This is a genomic window from Bacillus sp. FSL M8-0166 (assembly GCF_038008825.1).
Lineage (GTDB): Bacteria > Bacillota > Bacilli > Bacillales > Bacillaceae > Bacillus > Bacillus safensis.
The window spans coordinates 3,191,401-3,210,055 of record NZ_JBBOZZ010000001.1; the positions used below are offsets into that span (position 1 = coordinate 3,191,401).

Annotated in this window: 20 protein-coding genes; 11 read left to right on the plus strand and 9 right to left on the minus strand. The window is 41.8% G+C overall.

The features are described 5' to 3' along the window. Positions 1 to 67: 67 nt before the first annotated feature. The gene (locus tag NSS92_RS16485; RefSeq protein ID WP_202738533.1) at positions 68 to 1,255 is read right to left on the minus strand and encodes an MFS transporter; all 1,188 of its coding nucleotides are present in this window, start codon (positions 1,253 to 1,255) and stop codon (positions 68 to 70) included. A gap of 15 nt (positions 1,256 to 1,270) precedes the next feature. Beyond that, complete coding sequence (locus tag NSS92_RS16490) at positions 1,271 to 1,684, minus strand: MarR family winged helix-turn-helix transcriptional regulator (protein ID WP_024423697.1); 414 nt, start codon at positions 1,682 to 1,684, stop codon at positions 1,271 to 1,273. Positions 1,685 to 2,031: 347 nt separating this feature from the next. Here NSS92_RS16490 and spoIIID point away from each other — a divergent pair, with 347 nt between their 5' ends. The 4 genes from spoIIID (at position 2,032) to NSS92_RS16510 (ending at position 5,309) form a co-directional block, all read left to right on the plus strand. Further along, entirely contained in the window at positions 2,032 to 2,310 is a 279-nt protein-coding gene (spoIIID, locus tag NSS92_RS16495) for a sporulation transcriptional regulator SpoIIID (protein ID WP_008343327.1), read from the plus strand. A 184-nt stretch (positions 2,311 to 2,494) separates the two neighbouring features. Then, positions 2,495 to 3,496, plus strand: a complete 1,002-nt coding sequence (gene mbl / locus NSS92_RS16500) for a cell shape-determining protein Mbl (protein ID WP_007497573.1) — start codon at positions 2,495 to 2,497, stop codon at positions 3,494 to 3,496. Between the two features lie 124 nt (positions 3,497 to 3,620). Continuing rightward, positions 3,621 to 4,460 carry a flagellar hook-basal body protein gene (locus tag NSS92_RS16505; RefSeq protein ID WP_061110178.1) on the plus strand — a complete coding sequence of 280 codons (840 nt, stop codon included), beginning with the start codon at positions 3,621 to 3,623 and terminating at the stop codon, positions 4,458 to 4,460. Positions 4,461 to 4,490: 30 nt separating this feature from the next. Continuing rightward, positions 4,491 to 5,309 (plus strand): flagellar hook-basal body protein, encoded by an 819-nt coding sequence (locus NSS92_RS16510; protein ID WP_267586805.1) that lies wholly within the window; start codon positions 4,491 to 4,493, stop codon positions 5,307 to 5,309. Positions 5,310 to 5,323: 14 nt separating this feature from the next. On the opposite strand, the gene NSS92_RS16515 is transcribed toward NSS92_RS16510, so the two are convergent. Then, entirely contained in the window at positions 5,324 to 6,379 is a 1,056-nt protein-coding gene (locus NSS92_RS16515; protein ID WP_340869325.1) for a tetratricopeptide repeat protein, read from the minus strand. Positions 6,380 to 6,598: 219 nt separating this feature from the next. On the opposite strand from NSS92_RS16515, the gene fabZ reads away from it, so the two are divergent. Further along, entirely contained in the window at positions 6,599 to 7,033 is a 435-nt protein-coding gene (fabZ, locus tag NSS92_RS16520; RefSeq protein ID WP_012011512.1) for a 3-hydroxyacyl-ACP dehydratase FabZ, read from the plus strand. A 127-nt stretch (positions 7,034 to 7,160) separates the two neighbouring features. Beyond that, entirely contained in the window at positions 7,161 to 7,556 is a 396-nt protein-coding gene (gene mscL, locus NSS92_RS16525) for a large conductance mechanosensitive channel protein MscL (RefSeq protein ID WP_024423693.1), read from the plus strand. A 27-nt stretch (positions 7,557 to 7,583) separates the two neighbouring features. On the opposite strand, the gene NSS92_RS16530 is transcribed toward mscL, so the two are convergent. After that, positions 7,584 to 7,994, minus strand: a complete 411-nt coding sequence (locus NSS92_RS16530) for a YwpF-like family protein (protein ID WP_024423692.1) — start codon at positions 7,992 to 7,994, stop codon at positions 7,584 to 7,586. A 117-nt stretch (positions 7,995 to 8,111) separates the two neighbouring features. Between NSS92_RS16530 and NSS92_RS16535 the strand changes: the two genes are divergently transcribed. From NSS92_RS16535 to NSS92_RS16545, 3 genes are all read left to right on the plus strand, one after another. Beyond that, positions 8,112 to 8,465: a hypothetical protein gene (locus tag NSS92_RS16535; protein WP_340869328.1), complete on the plus strand. Its 354-nt coding sequence runs from the start codon at positions 8,112 to 8,114 to the stop codon at positions 8,463 to 8,465. 403 nt (positions 8,466 to 8,868) lie between these two features. Further along, positions 8,869 to 9,729 carry a Cof-type HAD-IIB family hydrolase gene (locus tag NSS92_RS16540; protein ID WP_340870060.1) on the plus strand — a complete coding sequence of 287 codons (861 nt, stop codon included), beginning with the start codon at positions 8,869 to 8,871 and terminating at the stop codon, positions 9,727 to 9,729. 153 nt (positions 9,730 to 9,882) lie between these two features. Then, the gene (locus tag NSS92_RS16545) at positions 9,883 to 10,671 is read left to right on the plus strand and encodes a PAS domain-containing protein (RefSeq protein ID WP_251219992.1); all 789 of its coding nucleotides are present in this window, start codon (positions 9,883 to 9,885) and stop codon (positions 10,669 to 10,671) included. A 70-nt stretch (positions 10,672 to 10,741) separates the two neighbouring features. Here NSS92_RS16545 and NSS92_RS16550 read toward each other — a convergent pair whose 3' ends face one another. Next, positions 10,742 to 13,519 (minus strand): DEAD/DEAH box helicase, encoded by a 2,778-nt coding sequence (locus NSS92_RS16550; RefSeq protein ID WP_340869333.1) that lies wholly within the window; start codon positions 13,517 to 13,519, stop codon positions 10,742 to 10,744. Continuing rightward, a complete protein-coding gene (locus NSS92_RS16555) occupies positions 13,506 to 15,113 on the minus strand; it encodes an SWIM zinc finger family protein (RefSeq protein WP_340869335.1) in 1,608 nt (535 codons plus the stop codon). The genes NSS92_RS16550 and NSS92_RS16555 overlap by 14 nt, the downstream gene beginning before the upstream one ends. Positions 15,114 to 15,299: 186 nt before the next feature. Between NSS92_RS16555 and NSS92_RS16560 the strand changes: the two genes are divergently transcribed. Both NSS92_RS16560 and NSS92_RS16565 read left to right on the plus strand, forming a co-directional pair. After that, the gene (locus NSS92_RS16560) at positions 15,300 to 15,443 is read left to right on the plus strand and encodes a hypothetical protein (RefSeq protein WP_003214884.1); all 144 of its coding nucleotides are present in this window, start codon (positions 15,300 to 15,302) and stop codon (positions 15,441 to 15,443) included. 116 nt (positions 15,444 to 15,559) lie between these two features. After that, entirely contained in the window at positions 15,560 to 16,879 is a 1,320-nt protein-coding gene (locus tag NSS92_RS16565) for a UDP-glucose dehydrogenase family protein (protein WP_340869338.1), read from the plus strand. A gap of 33 nt (positions 16,880 to 16,912) precedes the next feature. Here the strand turns inward: NSS92_RS16565 and NSS92_RS16570 are convergent, their stop codons facing one another. From NSS92_RS16570 to NSS92_RS16580, 3 genes are read right to left on the minus strand one after another with little or no spacing between them, the layout of a single operon-like run. Next, entirely contained in the window at positions 16,913 to 17,449 is a 537-nt protein-coding gene (locus NSS92_RS16570) for a chromate transporter (protein WP_024423686.1), read from the minus strand. Next, positions 17,449 to 18,030 carry a chromate transporter gene (locus tag NSS92_RS16575; RefSeq protein WP_340869340.1) on the minus strand — a complete coding sequence of 194 codons (582 nt, stop codon included), beginning with the start codon at positions 18,028 to 18,030 and terminating at the stop codon, positions 17,449 to 17,451. The genes NSS92_RS16570 and NSS92_RS16575 overlap by 1 nt, the downstream gene beginning before the upstream one ends. A 16-nt stretch (positions 18,031 to 18,046) precedes the next feature. Continuing rightward, complete coding sequence (locus NSS92_RS16580; protein WP_075612425.1) at positions 18,047 to 18,523, minus strand: Lrp/AsnC family transcriptional regulator; 477 nt, start codon at positions 18,521 to 18,523, stop codon at positions 18,047 to 18,049. Positions 18,524 to 18,655: the final 132 nt, after the last annotated feature.

An 18,655-nucleotide genomic window follows, 5' to 3' on the forward strand; every position in this document is an offset into this window, starting at 1 on the left:
CTGTATGCTCTATTTGGAATATCCTATATTTTAGCATGTTTCCGGCGAAGTTTAAAATAGTACCCTTTTATTCTGAAAGGGAGACCTTTTGTGCTTTTGCTTCCTGGGGTTTTCGTTCGCTCCAATAAAAAACGCCCATACTCAGTAAGACCACAATACCCGCAATGAGGTACACATTTGAAAAGTCTGTGAAACTGACAAGGAGTCCAAAGACAAATGAGCCGGCAGCAATACCTGTATCATACAGAGTGAAGAAAGTAGCCGTCGCATACCCCGTGCGGTGAGCTGGTGAGTGCTGAATCGCAAGTGTTTGTAAACATGGCACGAGCGAACCGTAGCCAAGTCCAATCACAGCGCCTGATAGAAGAAGCATTGTGGCTGAATGTGTCGCTGTCAGCATCCATAAACCAATGGCAAAAAGGGCAATCGAAGGATAGATCACAACGTGAGCTCCAACGCGGTCAAAAAGTCTGCCTGTAAATGGACGTGATCCAAGCATTGCAGCCGCAAACACAATGAAGAAATAACTGCTTGCACCCATCAAATGGAGTGAATTGGCATATACTGAAATAAATGAAATAATCGGCGAATAACAGAAAGAAATAATAATACCGACGGCCGCTGTTTTTAATGCGCCTTTTTCAAACAGGTGAGAAAACGTGAATCGGAAGACAATGCTTCCACCATTTTCAGGCTCTGGCTGTCTAATCAGCATCGTAAAAGCGGCTCCGATGGTCACGATAATGGAAAAGAGAAGAAATAAGGAATGGAATCCTATTTTTCCTACTTGGTTCAGTGCGATAAACGGACCGATGACAACAGCGAGGTTCATAGACATCACAAAGTATCCGAGTCCTTCCCCGCGTTTATGTTTCGGGATCATATCAGCCGCAATGGCACTGGCAACTGTCGTCAAAATACTAAAAAAGATCCCTTGTACGAAACGCAGCACAAGGAGCGTTTGGAATTGATCAATCGGAATGTATAAATAAGTGAGTAAGGCAAAGGCTGTAGAAGAGAAAATCGCCATCCGTTTTTTGCCGAATTTCTCAATAATGGCGCCAGAAAACGGTCTTGTCACAATAGCAGACAATAAGAAGACCGTCACAAGGAGACCGCCCTGTGATTCTGTTCCATTTAGTTCATCCATTGTGTAAATGGGCAGTAATGTCAAAAGGGCATAAAAAGAGGTGAACGTAAATAAATTCACCAGGACAATCATGATAAAGTCTTTTGTCCATATGCGTTCGTTCATGATGTATGTCACTTCCTATTCAGTTGATAATTTGTGTAAAAGTGTATGGAGGAGTTGTTTTTCTTCGTAGGTAAAATCTGAAAGACATTCTTCTTCAAATTGTTCCATCGTGCGTTTGATTTCTTCAAATCGGGCTTTTGCATCATCTGTCATCACGATGAGATTCTCACGTTTGTCTTTTCCTTGTACACGTTTCACCCAGCCGTTTGCTTCTAAACGGGTGACGGTTCTGGTGATCGTCGGTGCTTCGACGTTCAAATATGTCCAGATGTCTTTTTGGGTTTTCGGGCCGAATGTATCCAAACAAAAAAGCACAGTCCACTGGGACATGTACAAGTCATAAGCAGCAAGCGCTTCGTTCGCCTTTTTAGACAGCAGCCGTGCGCCTTGATGTATTTGATGTAAACACTCTCTATTTAACGTATCCATATGCTCACCTTTTTTAAATATTTAGCTAGGTAAATAAATTCACCTTTTCTATTTTACGTGCTGAACCCTTTCTTGTAAAGTGGAAATTTTCGCGCCCCGAAATGATTTTTTGTTTTGCCTTTTCTGATAAATCCCTTGTCCCATCTTCATTTTTAGCATATTCCCTATTCAATGCTAATACACTGTTACAAACCTGACAAAGAGAGTGTTTGAGGTGAGGGATCGTGTTTGGCATTTACTACCTAATGGATGAGAAATTACAACGAACAAGCGCCGCTGAAAATGGATAATCTTCATACGGATCTCATTTCACACTTCTCACATCCATTTTAGGGAGGTCGAGTGGTGTGCACGATTACATCAAAGAGCGAACAATCAAGATAGGAAAGTATATCGTGGAGACAAAGAAAACCGTTCGTGTTATTGCGAAAGAATTTGGAGTCTCTAAAAGTACTGTACACAAGGATCTAACAGAAAGACTGCCAGAAATTAATCCAGATCTGGCTAATGAAGTAAAGGAGATACTGGATTATCATAAATCAATCCGCCACTTGCGAGGAGGAGAAGCCACCAAGTTAAAGTATAAAAAAGAAGAAATTTTAGAAGGCGAACCTGTGAAACAGTAAGCTTAGTTCTTTGTTCATAAACATAATATATATATCTTCCTCATATCGGTAGTTTCTAACCACAAATTTTGTAAAGACTTTTGTAAAGAAATATCTTTTTTTCTGCAAATTATGATAGAATATATAATTAGGGCAGAATGTGGTATTTGCTATGGAAACAGATTTTCAAGGAGGATATATATAGATGTTTGCTAGGGATATTGGAATTGATCTTGGTACTGCAAATGTACTGATTCATGTCAAAGGAAAAGGAATTGTGTTAAATGAACCATCTGTTGTAGCTCTTGACAAAAACAGCGGGAAAGTTTTGGCTGTTGGAGAAGAGGCTAGACGTATGGTTGGACGTACGCCTGGGAATATTGTTGCGATTCGTCCATTAAAAGACGGCGTAATCGCTGATTTTGAAGTAACTGAAGCGATGCTCAAGCATTTTATTAACAAATTAAATGTAAAAGGGCTGTTCTCTAAGCCGCGTATGCTCATCTGCTGCCCGACAAACATTACATCTGTTGAGCAGAAGGCGATCAAAGAAGCTGCTGAAAAAAGCGGTGGTAAGCATGTATTTCTTGAAGAAGAGCCAAAAGTAGCAGCAATCGGTGCTGGTATGGATATTTTTCAGCCAAGTGGAAACATGGTCGTAGATATTGGAGGCGGAACGACAGATATCGCTGTCATCTCAATGGGTGACATTGTAACCGCCTCTTCTATTAAAATGGCTGGAGACAAATTTGATCTGGAAATTCTTAACTACATTAAAAAAGAGTACAAGCTGTTGATCGGTGAGCGCACGGCTGAGGATATTAAGATCCAAGTTGCAACGGTATTCCCAGACGCACGTCACGAAGAGATTTCGATTCGTGGACGAGACATGGTGACAGGATTACCAAGAACGATTACCGTCACAAGCAAAGAAGTAGAAGAAGCATTGCGTGAATCTGTATCTGCGATTGTTCAGGCTGCGAAGCAAGTTCTTGAGAGAACACCGCCTGAATTATCAGCTGATATTATCGATCGCGGCGTCATCATTACAGGTGGCGGAGCTCTTCTAAACGGGCTTGATCAATTGCTTGCCGAAGAGCTGAAAGTACCGGTTTTCGTTGCTGAAAATCCAATGGACTGCGTAGCAGTTGGTACTGGTGTGATGCTTGATAATATGGACAAGCTGCCAAAGCGTAAACTCAGCTAATGATTCCCCTCATTCTTTTTAGAAAGAATGGGGGATTTTTATTAAAGAACCCTGCTAATGAGCCGATATATTTCATAGAAGATTGTGTTTAGGTCATGTGAAAGAATTTGAATGAGGTGAGCACGTGTTAAAAGGACTATACACCGCAACATCTGCCATGATCGCTCAAGAGCGGCGGACAGAAATGCTTTCAAATAATATCGCCAATGCGAATACGCCAGGCTATAAAGCGGATGAAGGGGCAATGCGTGCATTTCCAGAAATGCTGCTGAGCCGAATGGAATCAGGACGTTTCCAAACATCCTCAGGCAAAGGCTTTAGTGTTCCACTGCAATCGCCGATTGGCGGAATCAATACTGGGACATATATGCAGGAATTAATCCCTCAATTTACACAGGGAACTTTAAAAACAACAGATCAAACAACAGACGTAGCACTAGTTGAAAATAATGTACCGATCAATCCGGAGACCAATCAGAAGTCAGCGCTATTTTATGCGGTCAACACACCGGAAGGCGTTCGTTATACGAAAAGCAGCTCCATTACATTGAACGCACAAAATCAGTTGACGATTAATGGCCGCGCTCTTCTTTCCGTGACGGGTCAGCCGATTACGGTTCAGAGTGAGAATTTCAAAGTGAATGCAGATGGTACTGTGTCTGAAAATGGCCAAAATCTTGGTCAAATCGATGTACGTGTTGCGATGGATACAAGAAACCTAGCGCGTGAAGGAAATGATTTATACCGTACAGCTGATAACCAGCCACTGCCAAGTGCAGTCAATAACGGTCAAATGTCGTATACGTTAAGCCAAGGCGTATCGGAGCTCTCGAACGTGGATGTGACGAAATCATACACAGATATGACAACTGCCTACCGAGCATTTGAAACAAATCAAAAAGTGGTTCAGGCGTATGATAAAAGCTTAGAAAAAGCAGTGAATGAAATTGGCAGAGTGTACTAATTAAGAAATGAAAAAGAAAGGAGGATTCTCATGCTTAGAACGATGATAAACGCAGCTGTATCGATGAATGAAGTGCAAAAGCAGCTTGACATCATCAGCAACAACATCGCGAACAGTGAAACAACAGGGTACCGCGCGAAAAACACCCGTTTCTCAGAGCTGATCAGACAGCAGTTTAATCAGGTAGATGAAAAAAATGAGCAGGTGGCAAACAGTCGTCTGACACCTGCTGGGTTAAGGCTTGGAACGGGGACAATGGTCAATGCGTCCATTAACTCGCTGCAAGGCTCTATTAAAGAAACAGGACGTGATCTTGATGTTGCATTCGGAGCGCCGTCGCAGTATTTGCAGGTCAACGCCGGCGGTAATATCCGTTATACAAGAGATGGTTCACTTTACTTACAGCCGGGCAATAATCGTAATCAAGTGCAGCTTGTCACGAGCGAAGGCTATCCGATTCTTGATGAAAACGGAAATGCGATCGTCTTAAATGCGAATTTCCGTGATATTTCAATCGATAAAAATGGACGGCTTACGGCGATTTCAAGAGATAATCAACCGAATCAGCAAGTGAATCTAGGCGTTGTACAAGTCAATAATTCGTCAGCACTTGTCTCTGAAGGAGATAATTTGTTCTCGGTCGACGGAACCTATCAAGGTGCATTAACAGCACTAAATGGAGCAAACCGAGGGGCAATTCAGCTTCAGCAAGGTGCACTGGAAACGTCAAATGTGGACATGTCGAAAGAATTAACAGACCTCATGACAACACAGCGTTCCTATCAGATGAACTCAAGAACGATCACGATGGGCGATCAAATGCTGGGATTAATTAATACAATTCGATAATTAGCAGGCTGGTATCAGCCTCTCATGATAAAAAAGGCGGCTCGCTCAAAGTCGCCCTTTTTTTTATAAAAATCTGAGACATCAGCAAGCAGATCCTCAAGATCAATCCAGGCTTCTTTTCGTTCAAGACATGTGACGAGCGTGGCGATCTGCTCATCTGCCTTTGGCGTTTGGCTGTAGAGAAGAGATAAGATTTGAAACTTCATTCTTAATATATCAAACTGGGAAGCAACAGCTTCTTTCAGCCCTTTTTGAATATACTTCATCCCTTCATCGGTTAAATTTTCTTTAAAACAGGAACGCACAGTTTCGTATAGGCACGATACATAGGAGTGTGCTGACTTTCGGTATGCTGGGAGACGAAGCGCTTTTTTGAAGTATTCCAGCGCTTCCTTGTGACGGTTTTGTCTCGACTGAATAAAGCCAGCATCATAATAAACGATACCAAGCAGCTCTTGATCATCAATCTTTTTCACGTAATCAATAATCTCAATGAAAATATCTTCCGCTTCCTCATATTTTTTTTGGTCGCTATAGTTAAGAGCGAGCACAATTTTACACCGATAGATGCTATGGATGTCTTCGTGCTTTGCAAAAATATCCATGGCTTTTTGAACATGACGAATCGATAACAACGAGTAACGGTTGTTATAATAAACACCGCTTGTACGGAAATGGAACTCTGCTTCCTCCAGCTCATCGTTAAGTAATGGCAATCGCTCCTCTGCTTTTTCGAGATAATGAATCGCATCATTTTGATCACTTTTTAAAGATTCATATAATCCGAGAAAGAAGTAAAAATAATATTGCAGTTCTTCGTTCATTTCATCTTTGTGGGGCAGCAGTTCATGTTTGAGTTTTTCTAAGTCCTCTGTCTGATTCATCCAGAGCTGATGACGAAAAAGCATCAGCTGATAATGGAAATAGAGCTCCTGTTTTTTTGATAATTTGCGTTTATATTTTAATAGTGTTTTTTTGATTTCTTCAGCTTTCGAAAAATGTCGATGCTTTAGCATTGTATACCAGGAATGGAGAAGTTTTTTTATGGATTTATCGCTCATAAAATTCATTTTTACCCTCTTATTCAATCAATGATGTAATATATATTACCATATTTGTGAAAAAACAATGAGTGTAGTGTGGATTATATTTGATGACAATTGGTAATGATAGATTCTATTTTTTACCATATACGTAAGGAGAATATTGAAAAATGCCAGCATTCATAATATACTTCTATAGGAATCAAATGAAGATCAGCGATATAGAAAAGAAGGAGAGATCAAGATATGCTTGATGCTCAGCAAATTCAAGACATTATTCCACACCGTTATCCATTCTTATTGGTCGACCGTATTTTAGAGGTTGAGGGAGAAAAAAGAGCGGTTGGAATTAAAAATGTCACAGTGAATGAAGAATTTTTTAATGGCCATTTCCCAGGATACCCAGTCATGCCGGGTGTGCTTATTGTAGAAGCACTCGCACAGGTTTTTGGTGTGATTATGTTAGGCAAGGAAGAAAACAAAGGGAAAATTGGTTTGTTTGCAGGGATTGACGGATGCCGCTTCAAAAGACAGGTCAAGCCTGGTGATCAGCTTCGTTTAGAGGTAGAAGTGACGCGTCTCCGCGGACCGGTTGCAAAAGGAAAAGCAGTAGCGACAGTAGATGGCGAAGTGGCATGTGAAGCAGAACTGACATTTTCTATCGGTCCTAAAGTATCATGATTTTCCTGGCGGTTCATCAAGGATGAATCGCTTTTTTATTTAAAAACGTTCAGTTAGAACGGATAAGGACTTGCAATTTTGACAAAAAAACGTCATATTAGACAAAAAAAGATGAAGGTGATAAAGGATGCTGAAAGAATTTAGAGAGTTTGCCGTCAAGGGAAATGTCATTGACTTGGCTGTAGGTGTCATCATTGGGGGAGCATTTGGCAAAATTGTCACTTCTCTTGTGAATGATTTAATCATGCCGCTTGTCGGTATTATTATTGGAGGGCATGATTTTAGCGGATTATCCATTAAAATCGGAGCTGCTCAAATTTTATATGGGAACTTTATTCAAACAGTGGTTGATTTCTTAATTATCTCGTTTTCCATTTTTATCTTTATTCGTTATTTGAATAAGTTAAAACGGAAAAAGGTTGAGGAAGAAGAGGTTGTGGAAACGCCGGATCAAACGGAAGTTCTGCTAACTGAAATCAGAGATTTATTGAAAAATCAAAGCCAATCTAAAGATGTGCAATAGAAAAAGAGCGGCTGATCCCGCTCTTTTTTATGTGTTTTGTTTAAAAGCATCCAGTAGTTTTTCTCCTGACAGCCCCTCTTTGACGAGGTCTTTTAATACTTCTTCAGTTTCTGTTCTGTAACGATTTGTAATCATTTTACCATCGAGTAATACAGAAATGTTTTCTTCTAAGGCAACGATGTTTTTGACTTGGACAGATAGATGAACAGGGCGGTTGTTTTCTTTTGTGATCGTCACAAGAATTTTCACTTCTGTGTGCTGCTGAAAGAGCACCTCAAACACCTGTCTATGTTTCTTTGGAATGAGTGCCTCGATCATCCAGTGATTTTCACCGTCTTCTTTATTAATGATTAAACCGTCACGAAGGGGAATGCTGGACATTTTATCTTGCTGTGGATCAAGTTCAATTTTTAAATCAATCAGCCTAAAGGTTTTCATATTTATCACCTCACAAGCGTTCATTATTCGTAAGTATCATTATAGCATACAACATCTGTATAAATGAAACCGCTGCCTGCTTAGAACTAGCTGCACATGAGTGAAAGGAGATGTTTTATGTCTTATCAATTGCGAAACATACATATAGGCGAGGAGAAGGCAGAGAGTAATATACGTGTTTATTCGTGGGGAGACATTCTTTCATTTTGTGATGTGTATATGGAAGAAGGGGAGTCACTCACGTTTCAATACGTCACCGAGGATCAAATGGACTGCTTTGAGTTTCAGCTGTCGGTTCATGATGGCCTGCTTTGTTTTTATTGGTTTGCGTGGGACGGATCTGATTATATTCACATGCCATCTAGTAATTGGATTCATTCAGATATTTTTTATCAATTTATGAAAAATAAGTATTTTATCAAACAAAACAAGATGATGTTTTATACGCAAGCGGTAAAAAACAGAAAGTAACGAGGGTATAGAGAATTTGAAGGTCTATTTTGCCATTTTCATGTTTTGTCCCATACGGTCTTTCTCCGTAGACTAGGGGTAGCTGAAAGGAAAGGAGGCAAGTATCTAATCAAAGGTAACATCTATCATCTGACAGCCCCCCTCTAGCTAAAGCTGATAGATGCTGCTTTGTGCATATGAACACTGCGTAATAGAACCCAATGCTTCTTTGTATAGGTCATGTGTCCCCTTGTGAACCCCCTTTGTGTGTATCCGGTCATATCGCGTGGCCGGATACCCTTTTATTCGCGGTTTAACCGATCATATCTTGCAAATAGTGGATACTCATTTCATAATGATGATGGATTTTGTTAACGGTATGTCGGTTGGAAATAAAGAAAAAAAGGAGAGAACGATGACAAACATTCAATTAATCGCAACGGATTTAGATGGAACTTTATTGAACAGCGAACACAAAGTGAGTCAGGAAAACGAGCAGGCATTAAAGGAAGCGGCTGCGAATGGAATTGAGGTTGTCGTTTCCACAGGGAGAGCGTATTTTGATGTGAGGTCTATTTTTGATCAGCTTGGTATGAATACATGGGTGATTAGTGCCAATGGAGCTGTGATTCATGATCCAACGGGACAAGTGTATCATTCAGCTGCTTTACAAGAAGAAAAGGCTAAACACATATTGTCATGGCTTGAAGAACGTGATTATTATTATGAAGTCTTTACAAACGAAGCCATTTTCACACCGAATCGCGGCAGAGAGCTTCTTGCGATTGAATTGGACCGCTTAAAAAGTGCAAATCCAGAAACGGATCAGAATGTCTTAAAGAAAGCGGCAGAAGTTCAATACAGCCAGTCAGGTTTTTCTTATATTGATACATATAAAGAATTGTTTCGTGAGGATCGAAAGCTTTCATTTTACAACATCTTAGGTTTTTCATTCTTTCAAGACAGATTGAAAGACGGATGGGATATGTTTGGTGATGATTCAGATGTAACATTGGTCAGTTCGGCTGATCATAACTTTGAAATTGGTTCAAAGGACGCGTCTAAAGGGCAGGCATTAACAAGGCTGACAGAAAGACTAGGTATTCCTTTAAGTAGGGCAGCGGCTGTAGGAGACAGTTTAAATGATGAATCGATGCTTCAAGCAGCTGGTGTTGGGGTTGCGATGGGAAATGCGAGACAGGATATAAAAGAAATCGCTGATCACGTCACGTTATCAAACGATGAGCATGGTGTGGCGCATATGATCCGGCACCTTTTGAAATAGATGAATCAGATGTCATAGTATAAATCACATAGGAAGAAGCGCATTCTACAAAAGAGGAATTCAGAACCACTTCTATTTACACCTGATGTGGAACATCATATAATTTAATTATGAATAAAACCCGCTTGTAAGGAAATTAAGGAGAGTAAACGAATGGCGCTGGAATCTTATAAGTCCGAAAATCTGCATTTAATCAAGGAAGCCTTGGACTATACTCAGGTTGGCCTGACGGTGACGGACCCGTCTTTACCTGATAATCCTTTAATATATGTGAATAAGGGCTTTTTAGATATGACAGGCTATCAAGAACCCGAAGTATTAGGGAGGAATTGTCGTTTCCTTCAAGGAGATGAAACTGAGCAAATTGCTCTCAAACAAATTAGAACAGCCATTGAGAACAAAGAGGCTGTTACTGTTCAGCTGAAAAATTATAAAAAATCTGGACAAATGTTTTGGAACGAGTTAAGTGTCGCTCCTCTTTGGATTGATGAAAATGAAGGAAAACGTCTTTATTTCGTTGGTCTGCAAAAGGATGTTACGAAAGAGAAGGAACAGCAGGAGCTTCTTGAGCAATCAATTGATGAAGTGCTGAATATTTCTGTCCCCATCGTTCCGGTGAAAGATGGTATCTCTGTGTTACCGATCATTGGTACGTTAACAGCGCCAAGATTTGATAAGATCATTTCAACGGTCTCCACCTATATCTCTCAATCCAAGGATGATTATTTTATTGTCGATCTGTCCGGATTATTAGAAGTGGATTCATTTGTGGCAGATGCGATCTTTAAGCTGAACGATTTGATTTTAATGACGGGTACTGAACTCATTGTGACGGGAATTAAACCGAATCTTGCAATGAAAATGGGAGAAATGAGAGAGGACTTCCGTGAATTAAATACGTATATGAATGTGAAATCTGCATTGAAAAAACTGAACATTTAGCATACGTTTATATGAAATGAAAAAAGAGGACTTTTCATTAAGCTTGAGAAAAGTCCTCTTTTTGCTGTGATTAAGATGATTGAGCGGCGGCACTTAAGGTAAATAAATCTTCTAGTTCGTTTGTCGATAGCTCTGTAATCCAGCTCTCGCTTTGGATAATTTGATCATTTAATGTTTGTTTTGTTTCGAGCATTTGATCGATTTTTTCCTCGATTGTGCCCGTTGTGATCATCTTATGGACGTGAACAAATCGTTTTTGTCCAATCCGATAAGCTCGGTCTGTCGCTTGGTTCTCCACAGCAGGATTCCACCATCTATCGTAGTGAATGACATGATTTGCGGCGGTTAGGTTGAGTCCTGTTCCTCCTGCCTTTAAAGAGAGAATTAAGATGTTGAATTCTTTCTTCTGGAAGCGGTCCACCATTTTGTCCCGTTCCTGTTTTGAGAGGCTGCCATTTAAAAATTGGACCGGTTCTCCAAACATCTTTTCTGCCAGCTGCTTGATCATGTTGCCCATTTCAATATACTGCGTAAAGATGAGGCAGCTTTCTCCTTGCTCATGTATCGCTTTTAACAGCTCTGCGAGTTTATCCATTTTTAACGAACGTTTCAGCAGTTTCACATCTGTTCCACTCTCTTTTAAATAGAGCGCAGGGTGATCGCAAATCTGTTTGAGTCTGCCAAGCATACTTAAAATAATGGCTTTTCGCTGCATCCCTGTTAATGATGCCATGTGTTCAAATGTATCTTTTACGAGCTGTTCATATAATGATGCCTGCTCAGCAGATAGCGGTATGAATTCTTTTTCTTCGAGTTTCTCAGGCAGGTTCAGGGCGACCTCTTCATCTTGTTTTGTTCGTCTTAATAAGAAGGGCTTGATCAGCTGCTGCAGCTGTTCAATTCTTTTTTCTTCACGGTCTTTTTCAATCGGAAGGACGAACTTTTTATGGAAACCGGTCAGGCTGCCGAGATATCCTTTGTTGACGAAGTCGAATATGGACCAAAGCTCTGTCAAACGGTTTTCCATTGGTGTCCCGCTGAGGGCAATGTGATGCTGTCCTTTGAGCTGTCTAATCGCTCTCGATTGTTTCGTATGGGCGTTCTTGATATTTTGGGCTTCGTCTAAGCAAATGGTATTCCACTTTGCTGCCGTTAATTCATCACGATCAGAATGTGAGAGTCCGTAAGACGTCAGGACAATATCTGTTGACTCGTATGCTTTTGTGAAGTTCTCTCCCTGTGGACGTGCTGGGCCGTAATGCAGGGCAACATTCAAATGTGGTGCGAATGTTTCGAGCTCTCGCTGCCAGTTTCCTAAAACAGAGGTCGGCGCAATGATGAGAGACGGAGCGGCATTTTGCTCCTGCTCCTTCAAATACGTGAAATACGCGATCATTTGAATCGTTTTTCCAAGGCCCATATCATCTGCTAAACAAGCCCCAAATCCATGAGATCTTAAAAATAATAGCCAATTCACGCCATGCTGCTGATACGGACGCAGTGTGCCTTTGAAGGACTCACTCATTTCGTAAGAAGGCAGCTCGTGCGTATCATTTAATTGGTGGACAAGCCCTCTTAATTGCGATGAAAGTTCAAATTGAATATGGGCAAATGCTGAACTGTCCAATAGCTCTGGAATCGATTCAGAGGAAGCTTCTTGATCTGCCAGTTCGCGTGACAAAATATCAGACATGTGAAGCCCTTCATTTTCGGCACGCTCCATCCACTTTTTCATTTGCTGGATGAAGGTCGGGTCTATTTTGATCCATTGTCCTCGAATGTTGACAAGGCGTCGTTTGCTTTGGACAAGCTCGTTGAACTCATCTTCTGTCAGTTCAATGCCGTTTGTCGCAAAGCGCCAATTAAAGTCCATTAATGCATCCATTCCGACATGCGATTCGCCTCGCGGTGTAGAAGAAATCCTTGCTTTTAACATCATCGTGCTGTCTTTGACAATTTGCCACCACGATGGGAGCAGAATCTCAATGCCCATATTGACAAGTGTTTCACTTGCTTCTGATAGGAAGAGCCACGCTTCTTCTTCTGACATGAGTGTGGTGCCAGATGTGAAAGAAAGCCAAGGTACAATTTGACTGAATCGTTCCATCTCTCTTGAAATTTTATCTTGATACGGATGCCAAGACCTTTTCAATGAACGGATGCCTTCAAAAAAGTGAAGGTCGCTGTTTTTCTTATCACGCAAAAACAATTCGATTTTCCAATCATCTCCGTCAAAATCCGGCTCGTTTAAGCGCAAGCCGACAGTGAACGGCGTCTCGTCATCAATCCAGCCAATCGTCTCGAGGAAATCCTGCTCATCTAAAAAATGTCCTTGGAAGGATGAGAGCGCAGGCGATTGTGCGGTTATGCGGTTCCATTTGTGCTGCAACGCATCATCATACTGAATGTAATCCTGTACAGCAAAAGAGAACCAATCAGCCGTATAGCCATCTAATAGGCCTTCTTTGTCTTTAAATCGAAGTTCGCCTTTTGTCCACGCCTCGTAATCGGGAACGAAATCTTCGTCCTCGATGAATTCGTAAATGGTGGAGGCTGTCTTCATCAGTGGTTCCGTTTCATCCGTTAATGTCACATGACTAAACGTATTAAATGAATTTTTTCCTAGCAATTCAACGGTCATCCAAGGGCTTAACAGGAAGGCAGGAGTACCAATAAAGCTGACATCTTCTAAGAATGTTCCGTAGAAAGAAGATTCGTGCCATTGGAAAAGCTGCCTCTTCATTTCATTAAGCGGAACAGGGTGTCCGTCCTCTGCTTGCGCTGAAATGGTGAAAGAGAAATCTTCTGTTTGTTCTGCATGAATGACAATTTGTTTATGGCGTGTCATCAATCAATTTTCCTTTCTTCATTTCCTCTTGGAACGCACGCAGCCGTTTTGTTGAATCTTGCAGCTGCTTTACATACCTTTCCCAGATCGCGGTTTTTTTCGTTTTATGATAAAGCGTGCGCAGTTTCTTCAGCATTTTCACAGACTCTCGATAAGCACTTCGATTCTTTTGATCGAGAAGCAGTGAGATTTCACGGTGGTACGATGGAATGAGGGCTTCCGGCTCCTCTTTTGCAATCTGTTTGATTAGATCCTTCTCCAGTTCACTAATGGAGAAACCAACAAGGCTGTGAATCTCAATCCATTCTGCATAACGCTGCTGTGCATACAATAGCTGACTGTATTCTGTAAACGCATAGGGCATACAGATTTGGAGGTAGCGTTCATATAAATGATGATCCTTCGTCTGCTTAAAGTATGCATCTAAATAAAAGAAGAAATCACTGACGGCTCCCCGCAGTTCTCTATAGGAAAGGTCTAGCTGGCAATATTCCTCTAATATATAGGTGATTTCATGATACCAGAGCTTGAGACGCTTCCAGTCCTTTCGGTTTGTGAGATCCTTCAGCCAATTAAGCACATTTGGCAGCATATCAGCATTAAGCAGCTGTAATTGCTGAAAGAGGCTTTCGTCTTCTTTCAGTAAATAATCCATGTGCATCAGCCCGATGGTACGTTCAACCGTTTGTTCTTTCTTCTGGGCGTTCTTTAGTAATTCTGTTTCTTTTTTGACCCATTTCCCTCTATTTAATATGGTGCCCCAAATCTCCATAAAGACCGCTACTCGTTCATGCTGGAAAGGTCCATTGATTTGAAGAAGTGTGCGAACGGCAGTTGGTGTGTTTTCAAGAAACGGATCGAGGGAAAAGGAAAGGGCGTATGTCTTCAAATGATCCACTGAATCGAAAATGGTGTTCATGAGCTGTTCCACATATGGATTCATGGAATAAAAGTCCTTTTCGGCATCAAGCCGGCCGAGGTCGATCAGCTCATGAAACCTAAGCCATACATCGATAGACGTATGAATCGCATATAAGCTCTTGAATTCAGGTGAAGCAGGTGCGTGTTTTTTTAGGATCGATAAATAGCCGTAATACAAATGCTGCGGTGTTTGCTGGTGCTTTGGTGTCCGTTTCAGCCAGAGGTTAAATTCCTCTTGGAAAAAAGTCAGCCAGCTTTGGAGTGATTGTTCGTCTGGGCGCTTCACTTGGAAGTGCTGGCGAATCAGTTCTTTGCTGCGCTGTAGTTCATCTTTTTCTGACCAATTTTCTGTAAATCCGGTCACACTCTCTACTTGAGCGTATAGCGAAAAGAAGACAGCAAGAATGTGTTTGCAAAGTCCATCTGCTGGACATGAGCAGCTGCTTCTCACAGGAAACAGCACATGAAGGTGAACCTTTGCTGCCACGACGTCATGTACATAAGCTGACCATTCGGTATCAGACTCTTGCTTGAGCCGATATACGCTGTCCTGTCTATAAGTAATCAATGCTTTTTTGATGAGTTGTTTGTTTTCATCTGTTGCAGGAAGAAGTTCTTTGATCTGTTCGGCAGTTTGTTTGATTTCTTCTTCGTTGATGTTGTGCTGAAGCATTTGATCCGCTCCTAACCAAGTAAAAGATTCCAATTCTTTTATTATAGCTCAATGGGGATTTATAAAAAAGTTTTTCATGAAAATGGTCATAAATTTCAAAAGCTGTCGAATGATGTAATAGAGTATTGCATAAACCAACCTTACAGCATATAATAATGAAATTAGTGGAATCGAAAGGATACAGACATGGATAATAAGGGTTTAAATCAAGAAGAATTTTTAAAGATTTTGATGTACGCTCATGATATTGGTGAAAATTCAAATGATGTCACAACAAAAGAAATGCTTGAAAATCTGATTGCTCATATTCGAAATGGTCTTGTTTCATAAAAGTGACCCCCTGCTAGTGATGGCAGGGGGTTTTTGTATGCTTTTAAGAATGGAATGAAAGCTCCCGGCATACGATGTCATTACAAGCATAAGGAGTATGGGGAGCTGATGGTGTCATGAATATTGCGATTGCAGGCTGTGGGTATGTGGGGCTTGTGACAGGTGTGTGTTTAGCGGAGGCAGGACATGATGTGGCGTGTATTGATATTGACCGCCGAAAGGTCATGCAGCTGAAACAGGGAACTCCCCCAATGTATGAGCCCGGGTTAAAAGAGCTATTGAAACGCAATCTTGAGCAGGGACGTATTCATTTTCACGTAAATGGAGCGGAAGCCTACCCGCGGGCAGATGTGTTAATGATTGCAGTCGGCACCCCGCAGCAGGCAGATGGCCAAGCTGATTTACAGTATGTGTTTCAGGCTGCGAAAGAGATGGGGATAAAAGCAAAGTCAGGTGCGATTCTTGTGGTGAAAAGTACGGTGCCTGTCGGAACGGGGGATCAAATCGATCAGTTGATCCATCAAGAATTAGGACGGAAGGAACCATTAGCGGTTGCATCTAACCCAGAATTTTTACGAGAAGGCTCTGCCATTTCAGATACATTGAGGGCGGACCGGCTTGTGATAGGGGCTGAAACAAAAGCCGTATTAGACGAGTTAGAGAAGATGTATGCTGATTTCCACCTTCCATTGGTGAAAACAGACCGTAAAAGTGCTGAAATGATCAAGTATGCATCAAATGCATTTCTTGCGACAAAAATCAGTTTTATGAATGAGATTGCCTCCATTTGTGAAAAAACAGGTGCTGATGTCGAATGGGTGGCGCAGGGAATGGGGCTTGATCAGCGGATCGGTTCTTCCTTTCTCAGAGCGGGCATCGGCTATGGAGGTTCTTGTTTTCCAAAGGATACAAATGCACTTGTCCAAATTGCAGGGCATGTGTCCCATGATTTTGAACTATTAAAGGCTGTCATTAAAGTAAATAATGAGCAGCGGGCAGGTTTTATCCGAAATATTCAGGAGCGGCTGGGGGCAGCTCTTGAAGGGAAGCGAATTGCGCTTCTTGGTCTGTCCTTTAAACCGAATACAGACGATGTGAGGGAGGCACCGTCTATTCCGATCGCTCATGAGCTTCATCAATTAGGTGCGAAGCTTGTGGCATATGATCCTGTTGCTGCTCGGCGTGCAGCTCGCGAGCTGCCAGATCAAGTCTTATTCGCTCAAACGATTGAAGAAGCGATCAAGGATGCCGATGCGGTCTGTCTATTAACAGAGTGGGCGGATATTCAGTCGTTTCCACTCGCGTCCTATAAGAAATGGATGAAGCGGCCGCTTATTTTCGATGGTCGAAACTGTCATACACTTGAAGCGGCAGAACAAGCAGAGGTCGAGTATCATTCGATTGGGCGCAGATCAGTTTCGCCAATTTATATGTAAAAGAAAACCGATAACAGTGAATGTTATCGGTTTTTATGAATGCGGCAGAATGAATCCGCCATATAAAAATGCAGCCACAATAAGAAAGGCAGGGTGCAGTTTGAATTTGGTCATCAAGAAAAAGGAGATCGCGGCAATGGCGAGCGATTGCGTCCAGCCGATAGCTTTCACTGCATCTCCGCCGATTTCCCATGTTAATAAAAGCATCATCATCGCAATGACAGGCTGAACGGATAAGGTCATGCCTTTTACGACGGGAGATTGACGAAAGCGGTCAATGAGCTTGAGCAATAAAATCAGCCCAACAGCGGACGGCAGGACAGTTGCAAGCAGTGCCACGATAAAGCCTGGCCAGCCCATAACGTCATAGCCGACATATGCTGCAATCTTCGTAGCGATAGGCCCCGGCAGTGCATTGGCTAAAGCCAGCATATTGGAGAATCCTTCGTTCGTCATCCAATGAAAATGATTGACGATTTCTTCATAATTGAGCGGGATTGATGCAGGGCCACCGCCATAGCCTAATAGATTGGATAAAAAGAATGCCCAGAATAAAAAGAGAATCAGCATCATGAAGACACTCCTTTCTCTTTATTTGGCCGATTCCAGCGATTTTTCAGTTTAAAATGAAAAGCGCCATAAAATAAAAAGATCATCACAATGATTCCTGGATGAATGGACAGCATCTGCAGCCCAATAAAGGCAAGAAGGAATAGAGCGATTCCGAAGATCATGCCGAAGCCTTTCAGCGTTTTTTGTCCAAACTCATATGCCATGATGCCGAGCAGCACGGCAATGACAGGTGTCACAGCGCCAATCATATTTTGAATGATTTGTGAGGAGCTTAAGACGCTGACAAGTGTGACGAGTGCTACCATGGCGAGACATGTTGGTAAAATATGAGCAGCTGTGGCGACAATTGCGCCAGATACGCCATTTAATCGATAGCCGAGGTATGCTGACATTTTCGTTGCGATCGGGCCTGGTAATGCATTGGCGATGGCGAGTGTTTCTCCGAATTCGTCATCGTTGATCCATTGGTATTTCACCACCGCTTCATGGCGAATAAGCGGTATGACGGAAGGGCCTCCGCCAAAACCGAGAATACCGGTTCGCACCATAGCGATGATGAGTTCGATATATGATTGCAAGTGGTTCAACTCCTGTCTACAATTTCATGCCCATGCGGCTTTTGTATCGTTTAATGAGCATTTGGCAGTCCACACTGACAACGCCTTCTAGCGGGTATAGCTTTTTTGTCAGGAATGTCTCCATTTCCTGTTCATGTTGAAAAATGCCATGCATATGCAGCTTACTTGGTCCTGTCATGTGATAAAGACTTGTGACAGCTGTTTCCTGTTCAAGCTGAAGGGCAACCGCTTCTAAAAATTTCGGCTCTACCTCTACATTAAAGAAGACAGAGACATGAATGCCAACCTTCGCGGGGTTAATTACAGCGGTGAATCGTTCAATGACTCCTGCTTCAATGAGCTGCTGAATGCGGGCTTGCACGGCAACACGTGACAGACCGACTTGTTTGCCGAGATCTGTATAAGACATGCGCCCGTCCTCGTGTAATAGGGATAAAATTTGTTTATCTCTTTCGTCTAATGTTAGGTTCGGAATGCTATAGTCTTTTGACACCATATAACCACCTTTCTTCTGTTGATATTCTATCATATTTTATTACGAATAGAATGAATGATTTATCATTTACTATCGAAACGAAAAAATCACGTGCAATAAATCATCTTTATGCATAAAAAAACACCCCGG